27 protein-coding genes are annotated in these 21,904 nt (G+C 64.1%); 3 read left to right on the forward strand and 24 right to left on the reverse strand.

Translation table 11 applies throughout. The annotated features are described in order from the left end of the window. Window positions 1-35: 35 nt before the first annotated feature. From CD928_RS05215 to CD928_RS05230, 4 genes are read right to left on the reverse strand one after another with little or no spacing between them, the layout of a single operon-like run. Complete coding sequence (locus CD928_RS05215; protein WP_369679300.1) at window positions 36-599, reverse strand: lytic transglycosylase domain-containing protein; 564 nt, start codon at window positions 597-599, stop codon at window positions 36-38. Further along, on the reverse strand, window positions 596-3,541 hold the full coding sequence (gene mobF, locus CD928_RS05220) for a MobF family relaxase (RefSeq protein WP_095385840.1): 2,946 nt from the start codon (window positions 3,539-3,541) through the stop codon (window positions 596-598). Before mobF ends, CD928_RS05215 begins: the two co-directional genes overlap by 4 nt. After that, a complete protein-coding gene (locus tag CD928_RS05225) occupies window positions 3,538-5,601 on the reverse strand; it encodes a type IV secretion system DNA-binding domain-containing protein (RefSeq protein WP_095385842.1) in 2,064 nt (687 codons plus the stop codon). The genes mobF and CD928_RS05225 overlap by 4 nt, the downstream gene beginning before the upstream one ends. After that, a complete protein-coding gene (locus CD928_RS05230) occupies window positions 5,598-5,921 on the reverse strand; it encodes a ribbon-helix-helix protein, CopG family (RefSeq protein ID WP_095385845.1) in 324 nt (107 codons plus the stop codon). The genes CD928_RS05225 and CD928_RS05230 overlap by 4 nt, the downstream gene beginning before the upstream one ends. Before the next feature lie 481 nt (window positions 5,922-6,402). Here CD928_RS05230 and CD928_RS05235 point away from each other — a divergent pair, with 481 nt between their 5' ends. Beyond that, the gene (locus CD928_RS05235; protein WP_062902938.1) at window positions 6,403-6,645 is read left to right on the forward strand and encodes a hypothetical protein; all 243 of its coding nucleotides are present in this window, start codon (window positions 6,403-6,405) and stop codon (window positions 6,643-6,645) included. Between the two features lie 186 nt (window positions 6,646-6,831). Here CD928_RS05235 and CD928_RS05240 read toward each other — a convergent pair whose 3' ends face one another. Continuing rightward, window positions 6,832-7,800, reverse strand: coding sequence for an SLOG family protein (locus CD928_RS05240; protein ID WP_062900430.1), 969 nt, complete (start codon window positions 7,798-7,800; stop codon window positions 6,832-6,834). Window positions 7,801-8,184: 384 nt separating this feature from the next. On the opposite strand from CD928_RS05240, the gene CD928_RS05245 reads away from it, so the two are divergent. Beyond that, window positions 8,185-8,658, forward strand: a complete 474-nt coding sequence (locus CD928_RS05245; protein ID WP_137867548.1) for an SRPBCC domain-containing protein — start codon at window positions 8,185-8,187, stop codon at window positions 8,656-8,658. Between the two features lie 45 nt (window positions 8,659-8,703). Here the strand turns inward: CD928_RS05245 and CD928_RS05250 are convergent, their stop codons facing one another. The 4 genes from CD928_RS05250 to CD928_RS05265 all read right to left on the reverse strand — a co-directional run bounded on the left by CD928_RS05250 (window position 8,704) and on the right by CD928_RS05265 (window position 10,757). Then, complete coding sequence (locus CD928_RS05250; RefSeq protein WP_062900432.1) at window positions 8,704-8,940, reverse strand: DUF6117 family protein; 237 nt, start codon at window positions 8,938-8,940, stop codon at window positions 8,704-8,706. Between the two features lie 5 nt (window positions 8,941-8,945). Beyond that, on the reverse strand, window positions 8,946-9,956 hold the full coding sequence (locus tag CD928_RS05255) for an SLOG family protein (protein ID WP_062900433.1): 1,011 nt from the start codon (window positions 9,954-9,956) through the stop codon (window positions 8,946-8,948). A 66-nt stretch (window positions 9,957-10,022) separates the two neighbouring features. Further along, window positions 10,023-10,208, reverse strand: a complete 186-nt coding sequence (locus CD928_RS05260) for a hypothetical protein (RefSeq protein ID WP_062900434.1) — start codon at window positions 10,206-10,208, stop codon at window positions 10,023-10,025. 69 nt (window positions 10,209-10,277) lie between these two features. Further along, the gene (locus CD928_RS05265; RefSeq protein ID WP_062900435.1) at window positions 10,278-10,757 is read right to left on the reverse strand and encodes a DUF736 domain-containing protein; all 480 of its coding nucleotides are present in this window, start codon (window positions 10,755-10,757) and stop codon (window positions 10,278-10,280) included. A 157-nt stretch (window positions 10,758-10,914) separates the two neighbouring features. Between CD928_RS05265 and CD928_RS05270 the strand changes: the two genes are divergently transcribed. Continuing rightward, the gene (locus CD928_RS05270; protein ID WP_232014688.1) at window positions 10,915-11,133 is read left to right on the forward strand and encodes a hypothetical protein; all 219 of its coding nucleotides are present in this window, start codon (window positions 10,915-10,917) and stop codon (window positions 11,131-11,133) included. A 506-nt stretch (window positions 11,134-11,639) separates the two neighbouring features. Here the strand turns inward: CD928_RS05270 and CD928_RS05275 are convergent. The 15 genes from CD928_RS05275 to CD928_RS05350 form a co-directional block, all read right to left on the reverse strand. After that, window positions 11,640-12,074 carry a MucR family transcriptional regulator gene (locus CD928_RS05275; RefSeq protein ID WP_062900437.1) on the reverse strand — a complete coding sequence of 145 codons (435 nt, stop codon included), beginning with the start codon at window positions 12,072-12,074 and terminating at the stop codon, window positions 11,640-11,642. Between the two features lie 121 nt (window positions 12,075-12,195). Next, complete coding sequence (locus CD928_RS05280) at window positions 12,196-12,483, reverse strand: hypothetical protein (RefSeq protein WP_062900438.1); 288 nt, start codon at window positions 12,481-12,483, stop codon at window positions 12,196-12,198. Window positions 12,484-12,578: 95 nt separating this feature from the next. Then, on the reverse strand, window positions 12,579-13,454 hold the full coding sequence (locus tag CD928_RS05285) for a hypothetical protein (RefSeq protein ID WP_232014689.1): 876 nt from the start codon (window positions 13,452-13,454) through the stop codon (window positions 12,579-12,581). A gap of 481 nt (window positions 13,455-13,935) precedes the next feature. After that, window positions 13,936-14,367, reverse strand: coding sequence for a hypothetical protein (locus tag CD928_RS05295; protein WP_062900439.1), 432 nt, complete (start codon window positions 14,365-14,367; stop codon window positions 13,936-13,938). A gap of 73 nt (window positions 14,368-14,440) precedes the next feature. Beyond that, entirely contained in the window at window positions 14,441-16,126 is a 1,686-nt protein-coding gene (locus CD928_RS05300) for an ATP-binding protein (RefSeq protein ID WP_062900440.1), read from the reverse strand. 110 nt (window positions 16,127-16,236) lie between these two features. Beyond that, the gene (locus CD928_RS05305) at window positions 16,237-16,719 is read right to left on the reverse strand and encodes a hypothetical protein (RefSeq protein WP_095385930.1); all 483 of its coding nucleotides are present in this window, start codon (window positions 16,717-16,719) and stop codon (window positions 16,237-16,239) included. 68 nt (window positions 16,720-16,787) lie between these two features. Beyond that, entirely contained in the window at window positions 16,788-17,081 is a 294-nt protein-coding gene (locus tag CD928_RS23730) for a hypothetical protein (RefSeq protein ID WP_255247047.1), read from the reverse strand. A gap of 179 nt (window positions 17,082-17,260) precedes the next feature. Continuing rightward, a complete protein-coding gene (locus CD928_RS05315) occupies window positions 17,261-17,905 on the reverse strand; it encodes a hypothetical protein (protein WP_095385933.1) in 645 nt (214 codons plus the stop codon). 66 nt (window positions 17,906-17,971) lie between these two features. Next, complete coding sequence (locus CD928_RS05320) at window positions 17,972-18,241, reverse strand: hypothetical protein (protein WP_095385853.1); 270 nt, start codon at window positions 18,239-18,241, stop codon at window positions 17,972-17,974. Next, window positions 18,238-18,780: a hypothetical protein gene (locus CD928_RS05325; protein ID WP_095385856.1), complete on the reverse strand. Its 543-nt coding sequence runs from the start codon at window positions 18,778-18,780 to the stop codon at window positions 18,238-18,240. The genes CD928_RS05320 and CD928_RS05325 overlap by 4 nt, the downstream gene beginning before the upstream one ends. A gap of 31 nt (window positions 18,781-18,811) precedes the next feature. Further along, window positions 18,812-19,288 (reverse strand): hypothetical protein, encoded by a 477-nt coding sequence (locus CD928_RS05330; protein WP_095385858.1) that lies wholly within the window; start codon window positions 19,286-19,288, stop codon window positions 18,812-18,814. A gap of 133 nt (window positions 19,289-19,421) precedes the next feature. Continuing rightward, the gene (locus CD928_RS05335) at window positions 19,422-19,664 is read right to left on the reverse strand and encodes a hypothetical protein (RefSeq protein WP_095385861.1); all 243 of its coding nucleotides are present in this window, start codon (window positions 19,662-19,664) and stop codon (window positions 19,422-19,424) included. 61 nt (window positions 19,665-19,725) lie between these two features. Next, window positions 19,726-20,598 carry a hypothetical protein gene (locus tag CD928_RS05340; protein ID WP_095385864.1) on the reverse strand — a complete coding sequence of 291 codons (873 nt, stop codon included), beginning with the start codon at window positions 20,596-20,598 and terminating at the stop codon, window positions 19,726-19,728. After that, window positions 20,595-20,984: a hypothetical protein gene (locus CD928_RS05345; protein WP_095385867.1), complete on the reverse strand. Its 390-nt coding sequence runs from the start codon at window positions 20,982-20,984 to the stop codon at window positions 20,595-20,597. Before CD928_RS05345 ends, CD928_RS05340 begins: the two co-directional genes overlap by 4 nt. Window positions 20,985-21,041: 57 nt before the next feature. Further along, window positions 21,042-21,904 (reverse strand): hypothetical protein (locus CD928_RS05350; protein WP_255247048.1); only part of this gene is annotated, 863 nt, incomplete at its 5' end.

Raw genomic sequence — 21,904 nt, forward strand, 5'->3', positions numbered from 1 at the left:
GTCCGGCGCGGCCCCGTGCGGAGCTTCGGTTGTGATCAGAATATCGTCTTCCCAAATCTCTTTTGGAGATGCGCTGCGACGCTCGTCGCATAACGCGCCTGCCGCCAAGCGGTAGGACTATGATAAACGCCGATCGCTTTCCAATAGTCACCCGTGAGCGCCAGTCCCGAGAGAAAAATCCAGCGCGCCGCCTCGGCATTGAAACAGGCATCGTTCTGGAGCCAATGCCGGACATGGGTTTCGGATCGCCGGACAAGCGCCGCAATTTTGGGTACCCACGAACTGTTGATTTGCAGCGGCCCGAGATCATGAGTGCCATTGCTGTTGACGACAGCGGCGCCGATCCAGCCGCCTTCCTGATCGCGCAAACCCCAAAGCGTACGTTCGAGCCACGGCTTACCATGGGCTGCGCTGCGAATGCAGCGCGCGATCTCAGCATTGGCCGTCGCGACTGGCGCGCGAGCCATCGCCGGCAGCGAGAAGCCGAACGAGAAGGTGAAGATGGCCGCCGCCACCCCGGCCCGCAAACCTTGCGAAGCGCGGACCCGGATAGGCGACCTGACGGCTTCGGCTGTCCGTGGAAATCGGAATATGTTCATCGATCATGTCCTTGCTGTCGGGAATGCGGATGTTCGGCGGGCTCGGGAGCGGTCGGTGCCTGCGCGCGCTGGTCCTTCGTCGAGCCGGCGAGAATGCCGTTCAGATAGGCATCGAGCTTCGACATGCCGTCTCTCGCGCGGCCCGCGAGCATTTCTGCAAGCGATGGCGGGCGCAGAATCTCGTTCCATTCCCGCTCCCGCTCGGCCCTTCGCTCGGCGCGATCCGCACGCGTGCTCAGCATCTGCTTTCGCGCCCGGTCGAGACTTTCAGCGAGCCGGGCGCCGCGGATGCGATGGCTATCTCGCCAGAGCCGCCCGAGGCCTTCAAGCGAGGACGTCTTTTCGCCGGAATACCGCTCGAGCTTTTGCACAAGGCGCTCGAGATCTTCGGTCCAGAGTTTCACGCCATAGCGAGCGCGCGTGATGGCGGTGTAGTAATTCTGGCCATTGACGAGGCCCGATCCGACCGGGGCAAGGACATAGACTCGGTCATAGGTCTTCGACTGCGCTGAATAGACCGTCTCGGCATAGCCATGGTCCCAAGTCCGATGAACGGCGAGATCGATCTTCTGCGGCTCGGCGCTCCGGTCCCAGCGAATGGTCGCGACGGTCCCGTCGAGACACTCGATCGTCCCGCGCTCGGCATTTTTTAGGTCGAGTTCCTTGGTCGCCAGCCGCCACTGAATGCGATCGCCCGCGGCAATATCTCGCTCGTCCTCGACGAACACATTGACCTGCGACGCGCGGCCAAGACGGGGATTCCAGAGGATGGTCCGGCCCTTTTCGTCTACAAGACGCACGAGCTGGCGGCCGCGCGCATCCCGCGCGAGGCCACTGACGCGATACTCTGCCCCGGCGGCGATCCCGAGTCCCGCGTTGTCGCGCGCGAACGTCACTACCTGGCCGCCCGAGTAAAAGCGGGCAAAATGCTTCTCCTGGTCGGTCATGCCCGACGGAGCGAGAATATCGATCCGTGCGTCTTCGGCCGCGACGGCCCCTTCCCGCTTCAACACTTCGCGGATCTGCGTGTTGACGATCAGCCTGGTCGCGTTGTCGAGAACGAGGATATTGGTCTTGTCGCGGTTCTCGGGTTTGAGCCGCGTCCATTCCGCGACGAGGTTGGCCGCGAGCTTGTCGGCTCCCTCCCCGCTGATGATCTTGTCGAGCGATTGCAGCGACGCGGCATAATCCCCGCTGCGCGCGGTCGCGACCGCGGTCTTCATCGCGCGGGTTTGCTGCCGGACCGCCTCGGTGAGCTCGACCGTCGGGAGCCCGAGCTTCTGCATCAGCCAGAAGGGTTTGCCCTGCTCGATCGCTCCGGTCTGCTCGTTGTCGCCGAGGAACAGGACGCGCGCCCCGCTATCGTGGCTGATCTGCAAGATCCGCTGCGCTTGCCGGCTCCCGAGCTGGCCCGCCTCGTCGACGACCAGGACATGACGGTCGGTGATATCATGCCCTCCGCCGCCCAGCAGCGCGGCGACAGTACGGGAGTCGATGCCTGCGTCGTGACCCAGCTTCGCCGTCGCCGATGAGGTCGGCGCCAGACCGATGAAAGTCCAGCCGGGATCAGCCGCAGCCTTCAATTCCTTGATGAGAGTCGATTTGCCCGAGCCGGCGACGCCGTGAACACCCATGACGCGGTCACTGGATATCGCGATCTCGCCGAGCACCTTTCGCTGGTCATCATTGAGAATGCTGCCGCGCAGCGACGTGTCGATCTGTTCCGGCAATGCCAGCGGAAACCCGTCGCCAAGGCTCAGCGAAATATGCGTCGATAGCGCGATCTCTAGCCGCGCGGCGCGGCGCGAGGTCCTGCCGCGCGTGAGAATCTGGTCGCCGGTCGGCTCCCTCGTCTTCAGCAGCTTGAGCCGCGCTTCATGTTCCTCGAACAGCGGGCGGACGTCACGGAGCCTGACGTCGCCAACATGCGAGGCGAGCCCGGTGCGGATGAGTCGGCCGAGATTATTGACGGCTTCGCGCGTTTCCGACTGTCGCAGCCCGAATAGGGCGGCACGGCGCGCCGTGGCGGGGTCGGCATCCAGCCGGCTCTCCCCGCGTGCATCGGCGGCCGCGCGGACGGCGTCCAGCTTCGGAGCATGAGTTTTCGAGCGCTCCGCCCACTGGCCATGGAGCGTGTCGAGATCGACTTTCTGCTTAGCGCGCCGGGTCGCGAAGAAGGAAATCGATCGTTCGGCCTGCCCCTGGAGACCATGCTCCTTCGCATGCGCATCGATCTGCTCGGCGCGGCGCGACATCGCGTATATAAGATCCTTTGGAACATCGCGGATTTCGAACAGTCCCCTTCGCGGGTCGAACTCGATCTCGTAGCCAAGCTCGCGCAGGTCGTGCGCGAGTTCGTTGCGATAGATCTGCCCCGTGGTCATCTGCTCGGCGAACATGCCGCGGGTTTCGAGGCTCACCACCTGCTCGTCGCCGGCATGCCGAGTCATGTTGAAGATCACGACGTGGGTATGGAGATGCGGGTCGAGTTCGCGCGAGGCATGTTCAGTGAAGCGCGCATAGAGCAGCTGGCCTGTCGTTTCATGCCGGATATTGCCGTCCATACGTCGGCGAAGCTCGGCATGCTCTTCGATCCAGCCGATGGCGGTGCCGACTGCCCGCTCATGCGCGGCGACGATCCGTTCATCGCCCGTCACCAGCGCCATGATCGACACCGATTTCGGGGCGTTGACCGCAAAATCCCACCCCGGATGATGCTGAACCTCGCCGTGGCGGATGCGCCCGAGTTGCTGCTCCTCGACCTTGCCGGCGAGCAACGCCTCGAACGCCTTGCGGTCGACCGGGCCCGAAAGCCCGAGCCCGGCCGCAATTTTCCCGCCCCACTCCGAGGGTTCGTTCCCGCCCTTGGTGTAATAATCGCCGATCGTATAATAGCGGGCGATATTGCCGGGCTTGCCTCCGAGGCGCCGCGGATGGATCATGCCGGTTTCGCCGGACGGCGACGACCACCCGGACGCCCATGCTGTCGCAGGGTGCGGTCCCAGTGCGGAGCGATGATTTCGAGCGGCGTGGCCGGGTTATCGGGCGAACCATCTGCAGCCGCGTCCCGGTCGGTTGGCGCCTCCCCATTCGTGTCTTCACGCGCGGGTTCGGACGCGCCGGTCGGGAGATCGAGCTTCAGCTCGGGCGCATTGGCATCCGATCCGCGCTTCCCCGACCGTTTGCGTGCTGGCGCACCGTTCCTCGCCGGATTCGCCGATGACGGGGCAGCCTCTACCGAACCCGAGGGCGGCTGCGGCGCGGGCGGCGGAACGATACGATGCGGGGGACGACGGCGCTCGGTGAAGGCCTCGCCGACAGATGACAGGTCATTATATTTATCCGCGAACCGAACGACGGGCAGGTCGCGACCGAACCGCAGATAGCCCGACAGGTTCGGCAGGTTGGTGACCTCGGTGTGCATCACAAGAGGTCTTGTCACCTGGATGCGCGAGAGGTTTACCCCGTCACGCATGTCGTTGACTCCGTAGCTCATCCCTTCGTTCGCCTCGACCTGCTCGACCTGCCCCAAATTCTCGCTGACATGCTTGGCAGTGGGGGTGTCGTTGGCTCGAAGTGCGACCCAGGTCGAGCAATAGCCGGTAATCGCCGCAGCATCCTGAATGCCATAGGTCGCCTCGAGCTGCGGATAGGACTGGAACCCGAGGATGCCGCAGCCGCCATATTTTCGGGCGCGTGCAAGGAAGTCGGAGAGCGACGGCAGTTTCTGGAGCGAGGGAAGCTCGTCGATCACGCAATAGAGGCGGCGCTGCTGATCGGGTTTCAGGCTCATGATCGCGCTGATCGCGATATCGAGCCACACCGTAATCAGGGGCCGGAGCGAAGGAAGCTGATCGGCCTTCACGGTAACGAAGAGCCAGCTGTCGTCCCCCTCGGTCGCGACCCAGTCGCGGATCGAAAGCCCGTCGTCGGTATCATCGAGATAGGCGAAGCTGCGCATCACCGACGCGAGCTCGGCCTGGACGCCCGCCGACGTGCGTTCGCCTTCCATCGAGATGAATGCCGCCGCATCGGTTCCCGCGGCGAAGGCGGACAGATCCTTCAGCGGCGAGCGGACGATGGTATGGAGAAGGATCGACACATAAGTGCGTCCCTGCACCGCGAGCTTGCGCAGCACGGCGACGAGCGTACCGCGCGCGGCCTTCGACCAGAAAGGATCGCCATGTTTGTCGGGGATCGTCGATTCCGCGATCTGGTCATAATGATAATCGTGCGGGACATCGACCCAGGGCGACCAGATGGCCGACCGCTCGTCGAGGGGATTGAGCAGGATGTCTTTCCCTTCCCGGTAGAATTTCTCGACGAAGGTTCCGGCGGTGTCATAGACGATCGCGCGCTTGCCCTTGGCGCGGATGCCTTCGAGCATCTTGACGATCATGTTCGTCTTCCCCGTTCCGGGTGCGCCGCAGATCAGGACATGCTCGGTTTCGAAGGCATGGGGGACGTTGATGCCGCCGATCGCGTAGCTGCCCTTCTCCTCCCCGCGGAGCGCGCGGCGGACCTGACGGGCGGTCCCGAAATGGGCGCCGCGCAGATATTCATTGGAACCGAGCCCCCTCCCCGTCCGGGTGAAATAGAACCAGGCGAAGACGAGCGCAGCAAGCGCGAACACGCCGGACAGGATCGCCCCGCTGATGAGATCGCTCTCGAGCTTTTCGAGCGCCTGTTTCGCGATCGCGGAGTCGATCAGCCAGTCAGCCGAGGTCCAATATTCGCGGCCCTCGCGCGTGCGGAACAGGACCGGGTCGTTCGTGCCCGGGGCCGCATCGGCCTTGAAGGTTGCCTCAACGAGCTTGGTAAGGACGAAGCGCTGATAGGCATCCGACTTTTCGAACGCGTACCAGATCGCGCCGATGACCCAGATGCTAAGGCCGGCGAGCGTCGTCTGGAAGAAGACCTGGGTGGTCATCCGGACATTGTGAACGATGGCCTGCCCTCCGCGCGTCCAGCTGCCGAGCGTGTCGTTACGGAAGATGCTCATGACGATGCCTCTCCCCCCAGAGTGGGAAGGTCGCCTGCGCCAATCAGCCCCCGGTCGAGGAGCAGCCGCCGCGTGTCCTCCATCCCCTTGGCGAGCGATTTGGGCGCGCGCGCGCCGACGTCGGACGCGAGGATCGCAAGCACCTGGATGACGGTCGAGTGGAGTTCGTCGAATCGGGCATGGAAGCCGAAGGGGTCGGCGCCGTTCAGCTGATCGAGGGCATCGCGAACGAAGGCCGCGATGGGGACGCCCGCCGCATCGGCATCGGCCGCGAGCCGGTCGTATAGTTCATCGGGGAGACGAATAGTCAGTCTTGCCATGGCAAGCTCCTGGTCTGGAGCTTCGGCAAGTGAGGACGCGTAGCCCCACTGTTATATCCGAGACCTGCCGCTTTTCCAATAGCTTAGCGTGGCAGCCACGGCTGCCCAAAGATGCCAAGGATTATCAGGACCTTGGCGCGGATGGCAGCCAACTGCTGCCGCATCGGGCTGCCACGGCGGCCAAATGACGCCGCCTGCGCCAGCGTTCGACTTTAGGGTTAGGCTATTGATTTGCTGGGAGGTTTGGCGCCGCAGCACCCGTGCGTAGGGTGCATTACAAACGCCAACGGCGTGCGTCCGCCCACCGCAGCGACGTGTCGCTGCGACACCTCGTGCCGGAAGGCGCGGGGGTTCCCCCCGCCGGGGGGGATTTCTTCATCTGCCGGCGGCACGCCGGCCAGGATAATTGACGTTTGATCATGGCGCATTCCTTCGGATAGAATTGGAAGCTGGCGGGCAGACCATTTGAAGGATGATGGTTATGCCCAAGAAGAGTGAACGTGAACGCCTCGCCGATCTCGAAGCGCGTCAGCGCAAGGTCGCCGAGGACGTGGAGAATGCCCGCCGCGCCCTGCGCGGCCGCTATGCGTCGATCATCGGCGAGCTTGCCGTCGAGGAACTGACCGAACGCGAATTTCGAGAGCTTGTAGGCCTTGCTATCCGGTCCGGCGGCGAAGCGGCGGTGGGGGCACTCAAATCCCTGCCGATACGTCCCGCCAAGTAACGCTATCCCGAAGGGATGCCCCTGCGACGAGCACGGCGAAGCCGCGCGCAGGAGGCCGATGGCATCGCCATCGCATCGCCCGCGCGACGGACCCCGCCAGGGGTCCACGAGCGCGGGCGACCTTCCCTTACACCAAAAAGAAAAGGGACGGCCCGGCACTCCGGACCGTCCCTTTGCGCCGCCCGATCAGGCGGCGAGACGCTGGTCGATAAGGCGGAAGAAATGCGCGGGCACGCCCTTCGCGCGGACCAGCCGGGCGAGATGTGACTGAAGCCCCGAGCCTTCGCAGACCAGGGCTTCCACCGGGTTCAGTCCGAGCAGTTGCTCATTGCGCATAAACCCCGCGCGTTGCCCGAACTTGCTGCTGAGGGTGAAAGCGACGAGCGGTGTTGCGGTCCGGGCCGCCCATGCAGCGGCAATGGCATCGCACCCCTTGGACTGCGCGGTCGTCGCCAGCACCATCGCCGGGATGCGCACCTTGATCTGGTCGAGCCGCTCGGTCAGCAGGGCGTGATCTTCCCATTGCTGCCCGCCCGAGAAGATCACCACGGGCCCCTGCGGGGCGTGGGCGTCGATCCGGCGCTGACGCCGCGCGGCGAGGAAATCGGTCGCCGCCACCACCGCGGCGGTGCGCTTGCTCGACACCAGCGACCCCCGGGGTGCCGCCCATGGGCGTCCGGTTTCGGCGGCGAAGGTCTGGGCGGCATAGTCGCGCATGCAGGCCACCGCGTCGCGCGCCTCGTCGAGAGAATGGCAGAAGGTCTGCGCCTCCTCCAGCTCGGCGGTCAGGATCTCGCTGCCGTCGGCGTCGCGGACGAGATCCTTGACCTTCAGCGCGGCCTTGTCGGCTTCGGCATCGAGCTGGTCCGCGACCTTGTGGAAGCTGTGGACGATGCCCCAAGCAATGCGGTCGGCGATCCCTTCGAGGCGGGTGTCGCGGAACAGATCGAAGAAGGTGCGGACCGCCATTTCCGTAGCGAGCTCCGCCGCGTGGGGGAGCGGCATGTCGGCGTCGGTCGGCTCGTCGGCATAGCCCATCCGGAAGCCGCCCGTGGTTTCGGTGAAGGCGTTTTCGAAGGCGGGCGACACGGTTTCCGCGGCGATGAGGTCAGCGATTTCTTGGTCGGTGCGAGTGGTTTGTGTATGCTTCGTCATGAGAACCTCCTTGAAAAAGAGGTCTCCTTCCCTGCACGGGCTCTGAGCGACGGGGTCAAGGATCGGGCGCAGCCCGACCGCGCAGCGGCGATGGGGGTCACGATTTTCTTTGGCGGCCACCGGCACCCGATGGGCTACGCCGCGCCCGCCGCGCCGAAGAAAATGGTGGGGCCCCGTCGTCCTTGAGGCCGGCGCTGCCCCCGTGCCACACTAAAAAGAGTTGAGAGAGAAGAAGAGGCTTGCGAAGCGGGGGCTCGATGCCCCCGATTCGCAAATGGTTGCATCAAACGCGATTATTTGCGGAAGGTCTCCGCCAGACCGGGAGGTGCGCCGCAACGGTGCTGGTCAGCCCTTCGAAGGGGAAGCGAGAGAGGATGAAGATAGTTGGACGCGTGTGAGCAGACCGAACGGGTGGACAGCGCATCGCGGATGATCCTCGCCACGCCGCGGCAGTTGTTCCGTACCTATTTTGACGCCGAGAAGATGAAGAGTTGGCGGGTGCCCGATGGCGCGACGGGCACCTATTCGGTGCTTGAACCGCAGCCCGGTGGGCGTTTCTGCCTAAATCTCCTCTATTCCGATCGGGCGGAGATCGACGGGCCTGAAGCCGCAATCGAAATCATCACCGGCACATTCACCGAGTTCCTACCCGACGAGCGTGTGGTCGAAGCGATTCGCTACACGAACGCCGACGCGGCTTATTCCGGCATGATGACGTTGACCCTCACGATCGAGCCAGCGAAAGTCGGCTCCAAAGTCTCGCTCCACGCGACCGGCATGCCCCCGGCGCTGGAGGTCACCGCCCATCGCGCGACACTTGCCGCAGCGCTACGGCGGCTGGCGCTGCTGACCGAATGAACGAGGAAGGCGGCCGCCTCGCAAGAAAGGCGACCGCTCATTTTCTTAACGTCGTTCGAAGGCTTCTCCGGTCGGCGGCATATAGGCCTCGAACGGATTGCCGTCATGCAAATGTCCGAACGGCGTCATGACATAGCTCGAACCCTCGCGCCCCACCGCGCAGATGACATAACGGGGCTCGCCCGACGCCGCATCGGTACATTCCATCAGGGCGAGGTCGCCTTTTTCCGCCGCACGGCGGAGCGTCGCGAAGTTCCGCCGATAAGCCTCAGGAATCGCCATCGCCGTCACGCCGTCAGGCGGAGGCCGGGGCCCCGCTGTGCCGCCGGGCGCGAAACGTCATCCGGCTTCTTGAAGGCATGAATCGGCACCCCGGCCTTGCGGAGGAGCTGGTAAAGATTGGCCTGAAGCCCCGACCCCTCGCAGAGCAAAGCCTCGACTGGCTTCAGCTCGGCGAGCTTGCGGTTGCGGTTGAAGGCGGTTTTCCGCCCCGAGCCATAAAGGCCATAGGCAACGAGTGGCACGCTGTTCTCGGGACGCGCCGCCCATGCGGCGGCGATCGCGTCGGCGCCCTTGCGCTGGCCGGTCGTCACTAGCGTCATATGCGGCACGCGGGCCTTGATCTGGTCGAGCCGCGCCCACAGCGGTTCCCAGTCGGCCCAGACGGCGGGACCCGAGAAGACGACGATCGGGCCTTGCGGGAGGGTCCGTTCGCGCGCGGCGAGCGCCCGCTCGCGCAGAAAATCTTGCGCCGCGATCTGGCTCGCCATCGAGACGGACGACGCCCGGGTTCCCTTCGCCGGCGACCATGGCCAGCCGGTGAGCGCGCGATACATTTCGGCGGCATAATCGCGCATGCATTCGATGGCGTCGCGCTGTTCCGCGAGCGAGCGGCAGAGGAGCTGCTTCTCCTCCAGGCTCGTCGCATAGACTTCGCTGAGGTCCGGCGTGCGCGCGAGATCACCGAGTTCCTGCGCAATTGAATCTTCGCGGCGCGCAAGCTTTCCGGCCGTGAAATGGAATGAATTGACGAAGCCCCATGCGATGTCCGGAGCGAACGCTTCGAGGCGCGTGTCGGTGAAGAGGTCGAAGATCGCGGCGATCACGCCGCCGCATTCGGCCTGCGCGGCGAAAGGCTCGGGCATGTCGAGATCGCTCGGCTCGTCCCCGGCGGAGACGATCGAGAGCGGGATTGGGTCGCCGAAGGCGGCCTGAAATTCAGGCGTGGCGATGGCCTCGGCGTATAGCTGTTTCAGGTCGGCGAAGCGGTCGACGGACGCGGGGTTGGCGTTGGTCATGATGGGCCTCCAGTCAGCAAAAATGAAAATCGGCCGGAGCGGCTGCGCCGCCCGGCCGCACGAGGATCAGTGGAGCGTTGCGCCCGCAGGCTTCCGCGGCGCCGGGCTGGCAGCGATGCCGTCCAGCGGGCGCAGCCCGTTGACGACCTCCCATGCGAGGACGGGCGCGAGCGGTTCGAGCGCGGTTCCGGCGACGATGTCGAAGACAGCGGCGATGACGGCGCCGCATTCGATGAGACGAATCTGGGCCATGACGGCCTCCCAAGCTGGATGAGAAAAATGGGCCGGGAACCGAAGCCCCCGGCCCGTCAAGCCTGACCGTCAGAACGGGACCTCATCATCGACGTCGGCGCCGGCGCCCGCGCCATTATCCATCAGCGCGCCGTCGGTGCCTGCGGTGCTCTCGCCGAACCCGCCGCCCTGCTCACCGTCGCCATAGTCGCGGCGCGACGAGCGGATCGCGGGACCGAAGTCGTCGCGGCGCTGCGGGCGCCGCCACGCGACGCGGTAGCCATCCTGCTCGGACCCGAAGAGCGCGATCGGGAGCGGTTCCGGGAGGCTCGGGTCGTCGATCGAGCCCTGAAGGAAGACTTCGCCGGTGGTATTTTTGGCGACGGCTTCCCAGAGAGCGCCGAGTTGGACCCAGCGATTGCCGACGTTGAGCGCGACGATCTCATAGGCCGGGGCCCGCTCGTGATCGCTCTCGACCGGACGAAGGCCGAGACGCGGCAGATCGATGGTGCGGGTCGCGATCGACCCCATCAGACGGCCGTTCCGATTGCTGAATTCACCAATATTCATGGGACTTTCCTTTGACGTTCATCGCTCCGGCCAATCCCGAAGCGACACCCGCCAAGGTCCCCCTCTCTTCTCTGTCCCGCCGCCGCCGTCCGGCGCCGCGGCCTGCGGTCGCACCCGCCCTCGCGCCCTCACGCACCCGCTCGCTTCAGGCGCGCGGATGCGCTATGCAGGTCGCATGGATGCCGAGACGATGAGGACGGTTGCGCGGCTCGCGCGGTCGCGCGCGGATCGCGGCAGTTCCGCGGCGCATGGTGACGGGCTCCAGCGGCTCGGGGCCGCGCGGGCGCTGCGCCAGCTCGCGATCGATCTCGAAGTCTCGGCCGATGCGTGCGAGGTCAGTCCCCCGCCATCCCGTCGGCGCGGCCGACCGGCCTAGCTCCACCCGGCCCCCGCGCATTTCCCTTTCGGCAGCCAATCGTTACCCTTCAGGGCCGAGATCCGGCGCAGCCGGAGCTCGGTCGGAGCGGCGCGCAGCGCCGCGGAGATAGAGCGGCGGTGCCCGCGGCAGCGGACAGCCGCCCCGCAGCGACATCCAACCATCTGCGGATCAAGCACAACAGTCCGGTGCCAGGCTATTCCAGGGGACAGAGTCTCGAACGCGCCGCAGGCGCGCTGCCAATGCGGCGCGCCTGCGATCGGTCGGACGGCAGTCTCAAGATAAGAGAGGCGGCGGCCGCTAACGCCGCCGGTAGTGTCATTCCGCGATGCGAGGGGTCAGAGCGAGCGGTAGCTCGCGGTCCGGTGACGGCGCGGTCGCGGTGTTGCGCGTGAAGGTCGCCGGACCGCCCACAGAGCGGCGGCCAACGTCAAGACCAATTTCATTGAGGCGTGCCCAAAGCGCGGACGATCTAAGGGCGGGACCTTCCGGAGGATAAGACCGGGCTATTTTGCCTTGGCGCGGCCACGCGGGGCCTTGCCGCCGCCGCCCCGACCCTTGGTTCCGAGGCCAATGGCCTTGGCGAGAGTGCGGCGGGTCTCGGCATAATTGGGCGCGACCATCGGATAGTCCTTGGGAAGGTCCCACTTCGCGCGATACTCGTCGGGGGTCATGTTATAGGCCGTCATCAGGTGGCGGCGGAGCATCTTGAGCTTCTTGCCGTCTTCAAGGCACACGATGTAATCGGGCTTCACGGAGGCGCGGATCGAGACGGCGGGCTCCTGTTTGACTTCGGGGGGCTCGGTCACGCCAAGACCGGCGAGGGCTTCATGGACGGACCGAATGACGAGGGGAATGTCGGATATCGCGACGCTGTTGTTGCTGACATGAGCAGCCACGATATCGGCGGTCAGCGTTACGAGCGTTTCGGAATCGTCCATGCGTTCACCCTTCGAATGCCAAGCTATCTAACTTTACCAATAGCAGGCATTCCACCGGGAACAAAGGGCAAGTAATCGGCAGTCCGACACCGAACTATCTCATCCAGACACTTACAGGGACCTACCAAGGGAACGTCGGTAGCAAGTCCTCGGTCGGTCCGTCGCTGTCGAGCAGCACATAATCACAGCCGTTGTCGCGGCCGAGCGCCAGGATCGCGGGCAGTTCCTTGGGGAGACAGCGCTGCGCTTCGGGCGGTAGCGTCATCGTATGGAGGAACCAGCCATATTGCGTTGGCGCGACGCACAGCGGCCGCCTGTGCGGCGGATAGTCTGCCCAAGCGGTGAGCAGCTGCCCGGTCGCGCAGCGAATATGGGCGGTGCTGAGCACAAGATATTGTCCGGTTTCCATGGCGTATTCCTTGAAGGGAGGCTCTGGTCGAGGGCAATTCAACGAACCGATTCCTGCTGTTCGATCCGCGAATTCGGATCCGCGGTGCTCGATGGTCACGCCGCGAGCCGCGTGACACCGGCGTTGAACCGGTCGATCCATTCGCGGAGCGGCGGTCGCTCTTCGATCGGGATCTGCGCCGCGACTGCCTGGAATTCGACGAGGGCGACGGGTGCGCCGTTCACGATCGCGGCAATCTCGCGGGGCGGCAACAGGCCGCGGTCCCGGATGAACTCGGTCATCGTACCGGGCCGCGCACGGGTGGACCGCCGCCACAGGCCTTCGACATTGATCAGGCGGGGGGCCGCGCGCGCTTCCATCAGGACGATCAGGCGCAGACACCAAGCGGGCAAGGTCTGAACCTCGTGCGGCTTCATCGCGGCGCAGAAGAAGCAGCTCGACTTGACGGGAACGGGAAGGCCTTCGGCCTTGATGCGAGCCGCGCATCGATGCCGGTCCCAACCCCAGTCGCGTAAGGGGTAACAATAGTCATAGCGCGGGTCGACATGCCCCTCGCGGTGCGCATACCGGCGGCTGTCCGCCGGCGATGCATCGTAGCCAATGAGCTTGATCACCTTGCCGCCGCGTGCCCACGCCTGCTTCGCGGGATCCCAGCTCTCGACCCATTTATCCTGTGGCTGGATCTTCCATTTCTGACTGCAACTGTGACGCCCGAAGCTGATCGAGGGCAGGGTCGCGTTGGTGAGGCAGTTTTCGAGCAGGGAGAAATAGGGCGGCCAATGCTTGAAGCGCTTCGGGGCATAGCGGACGATCTCGTGCGCTATGCCGCGGGCATCCATCCAGCGCTGAAATATCGGGAGATAGTCATAGGTTTCCGGACGCTCGCTGCCGGTGTCGGCCGTCAGCACGAGGTCCAGGGGTCGGCCGCGCGCGATCCATTCGATGATCATCGCCGTGCTATCGAGTCCCATGCCCCATGCGGCGATGACCGGCGGACGTGGCAGCGCAGGATCGTCCGGAAGACCCGGGTGTGGCCGGACATCAGACGAGAGGCGGGCGAGCGCGGTAGCCATATCAACGGCACCGGCAGCCGAGCGATCGCCGAAAGAAGCGGTGCGAATGTTGCGGGCGTGAAGATGTCATCGGCGAATACCCTTCCAACGATCCTCGCCGATGCTTCTCCCTTCCCTCCTCCGTATTGGCCGGTCAGGCGACGAGGGTCGTCAACCTTTCGCCATTGCCGGGCGGTCGCGATGAGACCCTGAAAGGCCGCAGCGTCTCTCCAGTGTTCACGATGAACTGGGCGCGACCGCTGGCGGCGCACCGCCTGACGGCAACGGCATAGCAACGCTCGAAGGAGGCGAGTTCCGCGCGCCGCGGCGACAATCGGATCGATGGTTCAGCGTTCGCCATGACAAAGTCCAGTCGAAGTGGATGAGGAGAGGCCCGCCTTCAGGTGCCGACGCGTTTGATCGTGAGCCGGAAGGCATCACCGTCTTCGAACACGACATGAATATGCGCGGCATCGATCCTGGAGCTGGTCGCGATGCTTGCGATATAAGCCTGCGTGCCAAATGCCTCGGAGACGATGTGCGGCGGGCGCTCGTCCGGACCGCCCCCGGCGTTCTCGCATTTGTCGATATGCGTCTCGATCAGTTCGGAAAGGAACGCGGCCATCGTCGAAAGGCGCGTCCTCGCGGAGCCCGCGTCGCCACTCTCGGGAGGGCCGAGGTCGCGCAAGATGGGCGCAAGAGCATCGTTGATCAGGTTCAGGAGATGCGATCTCCCCTCGGCATCCATTCCGGCGAGTAGCGAGGATGGGATCAAATTGTTGACCGCATGGGTCGCGTTGTCGACGAGATCGTCGAATTCGTCTTCCGCCATGGGAGTGACTCCTCGGGAATTGGGCCGGTCAGGTGACCACGGATCGCCCGCTCGGTTCAAGATTCCGGCATCGTCATGCCACAGTGGTTTCAGGGTCGGCGTCATTGGCCGCCAACGCGACCCGCACATTGCCGTGATAGGCCTCGAGCGTGAGCCGCCGCCCGATCGGGATCATCCATTGAACTTCTTCGGCGAAAACGGCGCGGATGTTCTCGGCGAGCGCTTCATCGGCTCCAAGAAGCAGTTCATTTGCAAATTTGCGGGCATCGCGTTCAAAATCGCGGTGCTGGGTGTGCCAACTATCGCTGCTACAATCCTCGTCGTAGGCAAAGCAGCAATCCTCGATCATCTGCGCAAGCGCCGCCGGCGCGATAGTGGCTCCTTCGCGAACGAAGACATGGGTTTCATCAAGACCGCTTCCGCCATTCGCACAGACCAGCATGTCGACGGGAAAGTTCAACGTCGCGATCGGCTCGTCGGACGCGGCGCAGCGGACGACTGGAACTTCGAGCGTGATCATAGGAACGCGGCCAGACAATGTGTCCGAGCAAATCACATCGCCGTCGGCGTAGTGAATCTGACGCCCGTCAATCTCGGTCGCAAAGGACAGGCCCGTGACGCGGGGAAGGTCATCATACCATTTGTAGCCCGCGAACGCGTCCTCGGCGCGGACGGCACGAAAGCCGAGCCTCTCTTCGGTCAGCAGCGATGCCGCGCATTGCTCGATATCGGCGTCATGATCGGGAATCAGGATCATCGGGACGGCCTCGATGCGGGCGCCCTCGGCGCCGCCACGATCGTCCGCCGTGCGTGGGCACCATTCGGAGAGCCAGGCACTGGCTTCGGGAAGTTCGATGCCGAGATCGGCTGCGCGCTGCCAGTTCTGGAATGAAAGTCGGTGGCTGCTCTCGGTTGCAATGGTTCGATAAATGGTGGCCTGAACGGCTACCCGCAGCGAAGCGAGCGCGGCATTATCGACCATTTCCTTGCGCGCAGGGAGCACGAGCTGCAACGATGGCGCGTCGACGATGTCGATCCGGGCCGTCCAGGGATACGAACCATCGACCTCTTTGACCGACGGCAAGCGGCAGGCGACCTTGACCCCGTGAAAGTTGATCCGCGGTTCAGTCGCGAGATCATAATTCGCGCGGAAGATGCCGATCCGGCAACCGTTCCATTCCTCGACCCGATGGGCCCCTTCGAGGAAATCCTCACGCGGCAGCAGTGCGCCGTGGAAGTGGACAGGCAGGGGGAAATGCTTGGCAGCGGCCTCGATCTGGCCCCGAAGATTGCAGAGCCATTCCTTGGGCATGGCGATGATGATCTCTGTGCCCGCCCGGATGCGACAGTTTTCGACAGCCAGGGGCTGCGCTCCTTCCCAGCCGTCCGCGGGGATGGTCATTGTCCAGCCCTCGTCTGCGACCCGCGAGAAGGACCGCACGGTCACGGTCCTGCCGGCCAGGCTGAACACACCCATGCCGGCCGGGTCCTCGCGCTGCGCGATCTCGTCGCTCCAGCCAGAGCGCCCAAGCGTGACGAAGGAAGCAGGGTCGTCGATACCGCGGCCATCGTCGGCGATGTGAAGGCTCGAGCTGCCCTCGTGGTCGCCCAGATGAACGTCGATCCGTCCGGCGCCCGCGCGGCGGGCATTCTGGAACAGCTCGTTGAGAACGTCGGTGATCGTCCCATTGAACAGGCGCGATACCTTCGTGATGAGTTCATCGCCGACCGATGGCCGAATCTCGCGGGGAAGCGTCATGACAGGATCTCCGGTTGCCGGGCAACATCATTGCTGCCGCACCGCCCCGCTCCCCCTTTCCTCCTAGCCCAGGGGAAGCGGGCGCATGGGCCCGTCATCAGGGGCCCCGCTTATCGGCTTCGGCGAATGGCTCGCTCAGCCTCGGTTTCGACATAGACCTGTTGTGAGCGACCGCGGCGGCGCTTGCGGATGCGGCCATCGACATGGGCCTCGGCCCAGCGCCGCGCCTCGGCGGCGCGCATGCCCATCGCGCATTCGTCGGCTTGCTCGAAGATCGTGTAGGCAAGCGCATATTGCTCGCGCTCGGGAAGAGCGAGCAGGGCCGAAGCGACCGGCAGAAGCCCCTCGTAGAATTCGAGAACATGGCGGCCGCCGCCATGGTGCATCAATATGGCGAGGCGGCCCTTCTTGCCGATGCCGGTCGGCCTTGCGACCATCACATCGTGCGAGGAATAGGTGACGCCTGCGCTGCAGCTGTCCGGTTCCGTCGGATAATAGACGCGTTCATCGCGTGCTGGTAGCGGGTGCGCGATAATATCGTAGCCGTCGAACGTTTCGACCTTTCGTATGTGATTATGTCCGATAACGGTCATTTCAGACCCTTTCTTTTTGGGTGACTTCATGACGAGGTTGCAGGTTTCGTGGACTCGGCCGACCGACATCAGGCGGCGCGCAGATTGTCGCCCTGACGCAGACCGAGGTCGAAGGCCGTGAGAATGTCGAGGTTGGACTCAAGGCGATCGAACGCGGCCGTGAGGTCCGCGATTTGGATCCAGACGCACGCATCGCCTGGGTCATGGTCGAGCTCGAATATGATCGGCACCGAGTCCGCGGTCATCTCGGGGAAGATCGAGCGGATGATCAGCAATTCGATCCTGCGGCTGAGCGCCCCGATGCGCGGCGCGAGGGCCGCACGTTCGACGGGGCTCATCATCAAATAGCGCTCGGGCGCCACGACGGGCGCCATGCGAACACATGCGATCCGCCCCGCGACCCTGGGCGCCACCGAAACGCCGCCTATTGCGCGGCGTTCAGCCGCCACGCCGTCGGCGGGGACCAGGACGCGGTAGACATAATGGGGCGGCGTCCCCGCGAGGCGGGAACGGGAGACAAGGATTTCCATGGATTTACTCCTCAGGCGACGAGCCGCAGGGGCGGCGTTCCGGGATTGGGGAGATGCAGGTCGCGGCGGATGCGAGCCGCCAGGCGATCGGGCTCGAGCAGTTCGCCAATGGCGGCCCAATGATTGCGATCGCCGCAATAGTCCCGCCGTCCTGCGACACGGCGGAACATCACCTCGCGGCCGGGCCCGATGCCGAGGCCGAGCTGGACATAGATGTCTTCGCCATGAAGGATGATCTCGCCGCTGACCGCGATGCCACCCATGTTCGAACGCAGGTCATAGCTTCCGTCGATGAGGCAAAGCGCGTCGGCGAGACGCTTCAGCGCCTTGCGGCCATCGCTATGGAAGAGCTTCTTGGCTTGCTCGTCATAGCTGACGCCCTTTTGCGCGAGCACCGCAAGGGCGGATCTGCCCCGCATATCGGCAAGCCGGTCCATACAGGCGCGGCGGAGCAAACTGTCACCCTCGCCCAAGTCTCTCGCGATGGCGCCGAGATGGCGTGCCAGCAAAATCACGGCGGGATCGAGGTCGTCGGACTTGCCGGCGTTCCGGCAATCCGAGATCGCGGCGGTCAGCGCGTGGAGACAGGCCGGAAGCGTCGACAGCCCCGAGGGATCGAGCGCTTGCTGAAATCGGAACGCGATATCGTAAGCCATGGGATAGGCTCCTGCCTTCGGACGCCCCATCGCGCCCGCCCCTGCCTATCCCCCTCTCCTCCTGCTTCAGTCGGCCGGCTGCGGGCCGCTATTCTCGATCAGTTCGGCGCAGCAATCCTCGATCTGGACGCCCATGGGGCTGGCACCGGGATCGAAGATCATCTGTAAGCAAGCGCAGATATCGGGCCGGTCCTGCGTCCCGCACATGAGTTCGAAATCGGGCTGGTCGGCGATTCCGCTCGTCTTTTCATAGGCGGAAAAGGCCGATTGCCACATGATTTGCTCGTCCCACACATCGACATAGTGCGTCACGCTCGCGCTGGCGATGCCGGTCACGTCCTCACTCCCGGGCGGAGCGATCGAAGGGTTTCGTCCATCATCTCGCGGGTCGAGGCGCCGAGAATCTGCGTGCCGGTGATGACGAAATATCCGCCGCCATGCTGGCCCGGCCTGAACTTGTCGCAGGTAGACGCCCACTCGAAACCGAAGGGGAGCGCGCTCATGCAAACCTTCTGGATCAGCGATGCGAGTGCCTGCACATCAGCCTCATAGCCGCGAATGAACGCGACGAGGCCCGTATCGTCGCGCTTGTCGTCGATCGAGATGTCCGCATCGAATGAGGGAATATCAGGATCGGGCCAGAGTTCGAGGAAGGACGCAAACGGATCTTCCTCCTGATCTTGCTTGGGGAAGGTTTTGCGGAAGGCATCGCTGCAGGCGGCGTAGTGTGGCTCGAGCACCTGCATCTCTCCGCTCGGTGTTCCTTCGAAATCGCCGGACAGCCTCTCGGCGACAAGAAAGCATTCTTCGAGCAGCGATGCTTCCTCGGGCGTGACGGGCAGATAGAAGGCCGTCTCGACATAGTTATTGGCCATGTTCGGGTTCCTTGCGGTTCGTGGCGACAGGTCATTTCTGTGAGAGGAGAACCTCGACGGCCTGGGCGAGCACGTCGCCGCTCGCGCCATTGACGATGACCGCATCGGGATTGGTCGCCCGGACCGCGCTGATGATCGTGTCCACCGGGCGCTTGCGAAGCGGGTACTGGTAGATCTGACCGCGCTCGATCGTGACGAGATAGGTCCGCATCAGCCGCTTCAACCGGCGGCGTTCGAGTTCGCGGGCGAGAAGGTCGCCGACCTCGACATCGAGGTCGTGATCGTAGCTGAACCTGCCGAAGGATCGCTGCGGCCGGTTCGCGACCAGCCATTGGTTGACATCGATCTCGGTCCAGCGGCCGACCTTGTGGAAGAAGTCGGCACCGCCCGTCCCCTGGTTGCGGGCATGGAACGCCAGTTCGCCATCGATATAGACGTCGGCCGTGTAGGCGCTGGTTTCCTGCGACAGCGCAGCATTATAGGTGATGCGGCGAAGTTCGATTTTCATGGGTGCCACCTCCTGATTGGGACGATCACCCGCGCGCCACCTCCTCTCCTCGCCGTGCAGCCGCCAGGATGGCAGTGCAGTCAGTCGCTGTTTGCCGAGAATTTCAGGCTGTGCTGGACAATCGAGCCTTGGCTCAATTCGATGTGCGGAGAGTCGCTGTTCGATCGTACAGGTCGAGGAGGATTCCCAGGCTTGCGGCTTCCGAATAGGTGAGATCGCGGTGGTCATCCGTATCGGGACCGATGGCCAGTTCGATTACAGGGTGAACTGAGGCAATTTGTCCTGAGGGAAGCCGAAACTGGTTCTCGATGCCGGGTGAGGGAGTGGTGCCGTCAGGCACGTCGATCCGACCTTGAATCTGGAAAATGATGTGCATTCGCTTTCTCCCTGAACGAACGGATTTTGGGGCTGCCAGCACCGATCGCTGAAGGGACCGCCTAGGCAGCGAGGTCGAGGAGCGGGAGCTTCGTGACGTCGCCTTCTGTCGCCGCCCGGTCGAGAATGGGATACGGCAGGCTCGGCACCTTGCGTGCGGCGAGCCGGGCCGCCTTCGTCAAAGGAAAGAGATAGGCGTGGCAGCCAGGATGGCGCCGCCGCGTCAAAAAGCCGGTGCGTTCGAGGCTGGCCAGCCATTCGCCGCGGTGCTCGCCGAAGTGCGGCGCGCGGGCACCGGCTCGGATCAAATCCTCCATCGCATATCTCTGACCGCATTCGGCATTGCGGATTTTGGATATTGCCCGCGACGATATGGGGCGGCCATCGGGCAGGATGAGGTCGGTGCGCGCGCTCGATCGGCCGACATAGCGGCTTCCCATCACCGAATAAAGGCGGCCGACATGGCCAGGAAGGAACACGTGTCCGTCTGCATCGACGCGCCTGACCGGGTCGGCATAGGATATGACCGACAGAATTTCGGGTTTCTCACGGCGGAGCAGCCGGAACGCCCGTGCCACCAGGAACGACTCCGAATTGGCGCCCTGACTGTCGAGTATGACGAGACGTCCAAGATCGCACGCCGCGCGCGGATCGCCGAGACCCGCCGTTTTCGGAACGCTTGCATTATTGACCGGGTGCGAGAACACGCAAACGCCCACGAGTTCCGATCGTCCATCGCGGCCGTTGGCGAAGAGGCCGACCGAGAGCCGTGCGACCGGCATCGATCCCGCATAATGATGTTCCCTGACGAACGGCGCGGCCTCGCGCCGGGTATCGATTATATCGACGGACAGGGTTGCGGGGTCGATTTCCGCGGCGCCCGGCACCCAGCGGCACCGGCGCTTGCGCCACCGCTGGGTCCGGTCGGTGATCATTCCGGGCTGCCCGCGCCGTCATCGGTGGACTGGGCCGAAGCCCTCCTTGAAAGGTCGGGAACGCGCGGGTCATTGTAGATGCTATCGAGCGACAGCGCGAGCGCGCGGTGCTGGGCGCCATTGGGCGTCGAAGCGTCGATCGTGAAGACCTCGGTCGCGAAGCGGTCATCGCCGCTATAGAAATCGACGTCGACGACATAGGTGACGATATCTGCCGGAGCGGTCGGCGACAGTGACTTGTCGAGCAGGTCGATGACGGTGGATCGCAGACCGTCGATATCAGGATCGAAATCTTCCCACGTCACATGGTCGGGGCATTCATCGACGAGATAGTTGGACATGAGATCCTGCATCGTCTCAAGCAGCGTGTGGCGTGCGTCGGCCATGGTTTTCCTCCTTCGGAAAATTGGCCGCCGGACGATCGCGTCCGGCGGCGCAGAATGTCAGTGGACGGCTTCGAGGAGCTTGCGGGCCTTGCTCTCGATATCGAGCCTGCTGTCCTGGTGGGTCTTGGTACGGGCGAAGGCGGTGATGCCCTGCACGAAGTCGTAGATGCTCTCGGGCGGGCGGCCTTCCTCGCCCAGCACCGTCGCGACAATCTTGGCGGACTCGGCCTTCGAGAAGCCCCGCTTGCGCAGAAAGTCCTCGCGATCTTCGTCCTTCCGGGCGACGATGCGTTCACGCGCGGTTTTGACGCCACTGACGAAGCGCATCGGCGAGGAGTCCGCGAAACGCTCGAGCGCCGGCGCGGCTTCGTGCGCGAAGCGGTTGGCAGCGAATTTCGAGTGCCGGATCTTGACCTCCTCGAAATTCTCCACGCCCCAGAGGTTCCGGTTCATGCAGACGGCGCGGAGATAGAAGGTCGCCATGCCGAGCGTCTTCGCGCCGACCTCAGAGTTCCAGCTGTAGAAGCCGCGGAAGTAGAGATCGGGCTCGCCGTTCGGAAGCTTGCCCGCCTCGATCGGGTGCGTGTCATCGACCAGAAAAAGAAAGACATCGCGGTCCGAGGCATAAAGCGTGGTCGTGTCGCGGCTGACATCGACATAGGGATTATAGTACATGTTCGACCAGTCGAGCACGCCCGGAACCTTCCACCGCGTCTGCCCGACGCCGTCGCCGGCGATCTTCATCACCGCGGCGACGAGTTCGTGATCGAATATCCGGCCATTATCCCGACTCTTCGGGACCGTCTCACCGATGCAATGCGGAAGTGATAGGACCATGATCGCCAGCCTTCTTGTTAAGGATGCGATGTTTTGCCGGGGTGGGCTCGAGCCCACCCCGGCAAAACATCGTCGCCCGGAGA

The organism is Sphingopyxis sp. GW247-27LB, assembly GCF_002277025.1.
Taxonomy (GTDB): domain Bacteria; phylum Pseudomonadota; class Alphaproteobacteria; order Sphingomonadales; family Sphingomonadaceae; genus Sphingopyxis.

Excerpts from the sequence above, each read along its gene's own strand:
- CD928_RS05215 (WP_369679300.1), bottom strand. The coding sequence starts at position 599 with ATGAACATATTCCGATTTCCACGGACAGCCGAAGCCGTCAGGTCGCCT.
- mobF (WP_095385840.1), bottom strand. The coding sequence starts at position 3,541 with ATGATCCATCCGCGGCGCCTCGGAGGCAAGCCCGGCAATATCGCCCGC.
- CD928_RS05225 (WP_095385842.1), bottom strand. The coding sequence starts at position 5,601 with ATGAGCATCTTCCGTAACGACACGCTCGGCAGCTGGACGCGCGGAGGG.
- CD928_RS05230 (WP_095385845.1), bottom strand. The coding sequence starts at position 5,921 with ATGGCAAGACTGACTATTCGTCTCCCCGATGAACTATACGACCGGCTC.
- CD928_RS05235 (WP_062902938.1), top strand. The coding sequence starts at position 6,403 with ATGCCCAAGAAGAGTGAACGTGAACGCCTCGCCGATCTCGAAGCGCGT.
- CD928_RS05240 (WP_062900430.1), bottom strand. The coding sequence starts at position 7,800 with ATGACGAAGCATACACAAACCACTCGCACCGACCAAGAAATCGCTGAC.
- CD928_RS05250 (WP_062900432.1), bottom strand. The coding sequence starts at position 8,940 with ATGGCGATTCCTGAGGCTTATCGGCGGAACTTCGCGACGCTCCGCCGT.
- CD928_RS05255 (WP_062900433.1), bottom strand. The coding sequence starts at position 9,956 with ATGACCAACGCCAACCCCGCGTCCGTCGACCGCTTCGCCGACCTGAAA.
- CD928_RS05260 (WP_062900434.1), bottom strand. The coding sequence starts at position 10,208 with ATGGCCCAGATTCGTCTCATCGAATGCGGCGCCGTCATCGCCGCTGTC.
- CD928_RS05265 (WP_062900435.1), bottom strand. The coding sequence starts at position 10,757 with ATGAATATTGGTGAATTCAGCAATCGGAACGGCCGTCTGATGGGGTCG.
- CD928_RS05270 (WP_232014688.1), top strand. The coding sequence starts at position 10,915 with ATGCGCTATGCAGGTCGCATGGATGCCGAGACGATGAGGACGGTTGCG.
- CD928_RS05275 (WP_062900437.1), bottom strand. The coding sequence starts at position 12,074 with ATGGACGATTCCGAAACGCTCGTAACGCTGACCGCCGATATCGTGGCT.
- CD928_RS05280 (WP_062900438.1), bottom strand. The coding sequence starts at position 12,483 with ATGGAAACCGGACAATATCTTGTGCTCAGCACCGCCCATATTCGCTGC.
- CD928_RS05285 (WP_232014689.1), bottom strand. The coding sequence starts at position 13,454 with ATGGGACTCGATAGCACGGCGATGATCATCGAATGGATCGCGCGCGGC.
- CD928_RS05295 (WP_062900439.1), bottom strand. The coding sequence starts at position 14,367 with ATGGCGGAAGACGAATTCGACGATCTCGTCGACAACGCGACCCATGCG.
- CD928_RS05300 (WP_062900440.1), bottom strand. The coding sequence starts at position 16,126 with ATGACGCTTCCCCGCGAGATTCGGCCATCGGTCGGCGATGAACTCATC.
- CD928_RS05305 (WP_095385930.1), bottom strand. The coding sequence starts at position 16,719 with ATGACCGTTATCGGACATAATCACATACGAAAGGTCGAAACGTTCGAC.
- CD928_RS05315 (WP_095385933.1), bottom strand. The coding sequence starts at position 17,905 with ATGGCTTACGATATCGCGTTCCGATTTCAGCAAGCGCTCGATCCCTCG.
- CD928_RS05325 (WP_095385856.1), bottom strand. The coding sequence starts at position 18,780 with ATGGCCAATAACTATGTCGAGACGGCCTTCTATCTGCCCGTCACGCCC.
- CD928_RS05330 (WP_095385858.1), bottom strand. The coding sequence starts at position 19,288 with ATGAAAATCGAACTTCGCCGCATCACCTATAATGCTGCGCTGTCGCAG.
- CD928_RS05335 (WP_095385861.1), bottom strand. The coding sequence starts at position 19,664 with ATGCACATCATTTTCCAGATTCAAGGTCGGATCGACGTGCCTGACGGC.
- CD928_RS05340 (WP_095385864.1), bottom strand. The coding sequence starts at position 20,598 with ATGATCACCGACCGGACCCAGCGGTGGCGCAAGCGCCGGTGCCGCTGG.
- CD928_RS05345 (WP_095385867.1), bottom strand. The coding sequence starts at position 20,984 with ATGGCCGACGCACGCCACACGCTGCTTGAGACGATGCAGGATCTCATG.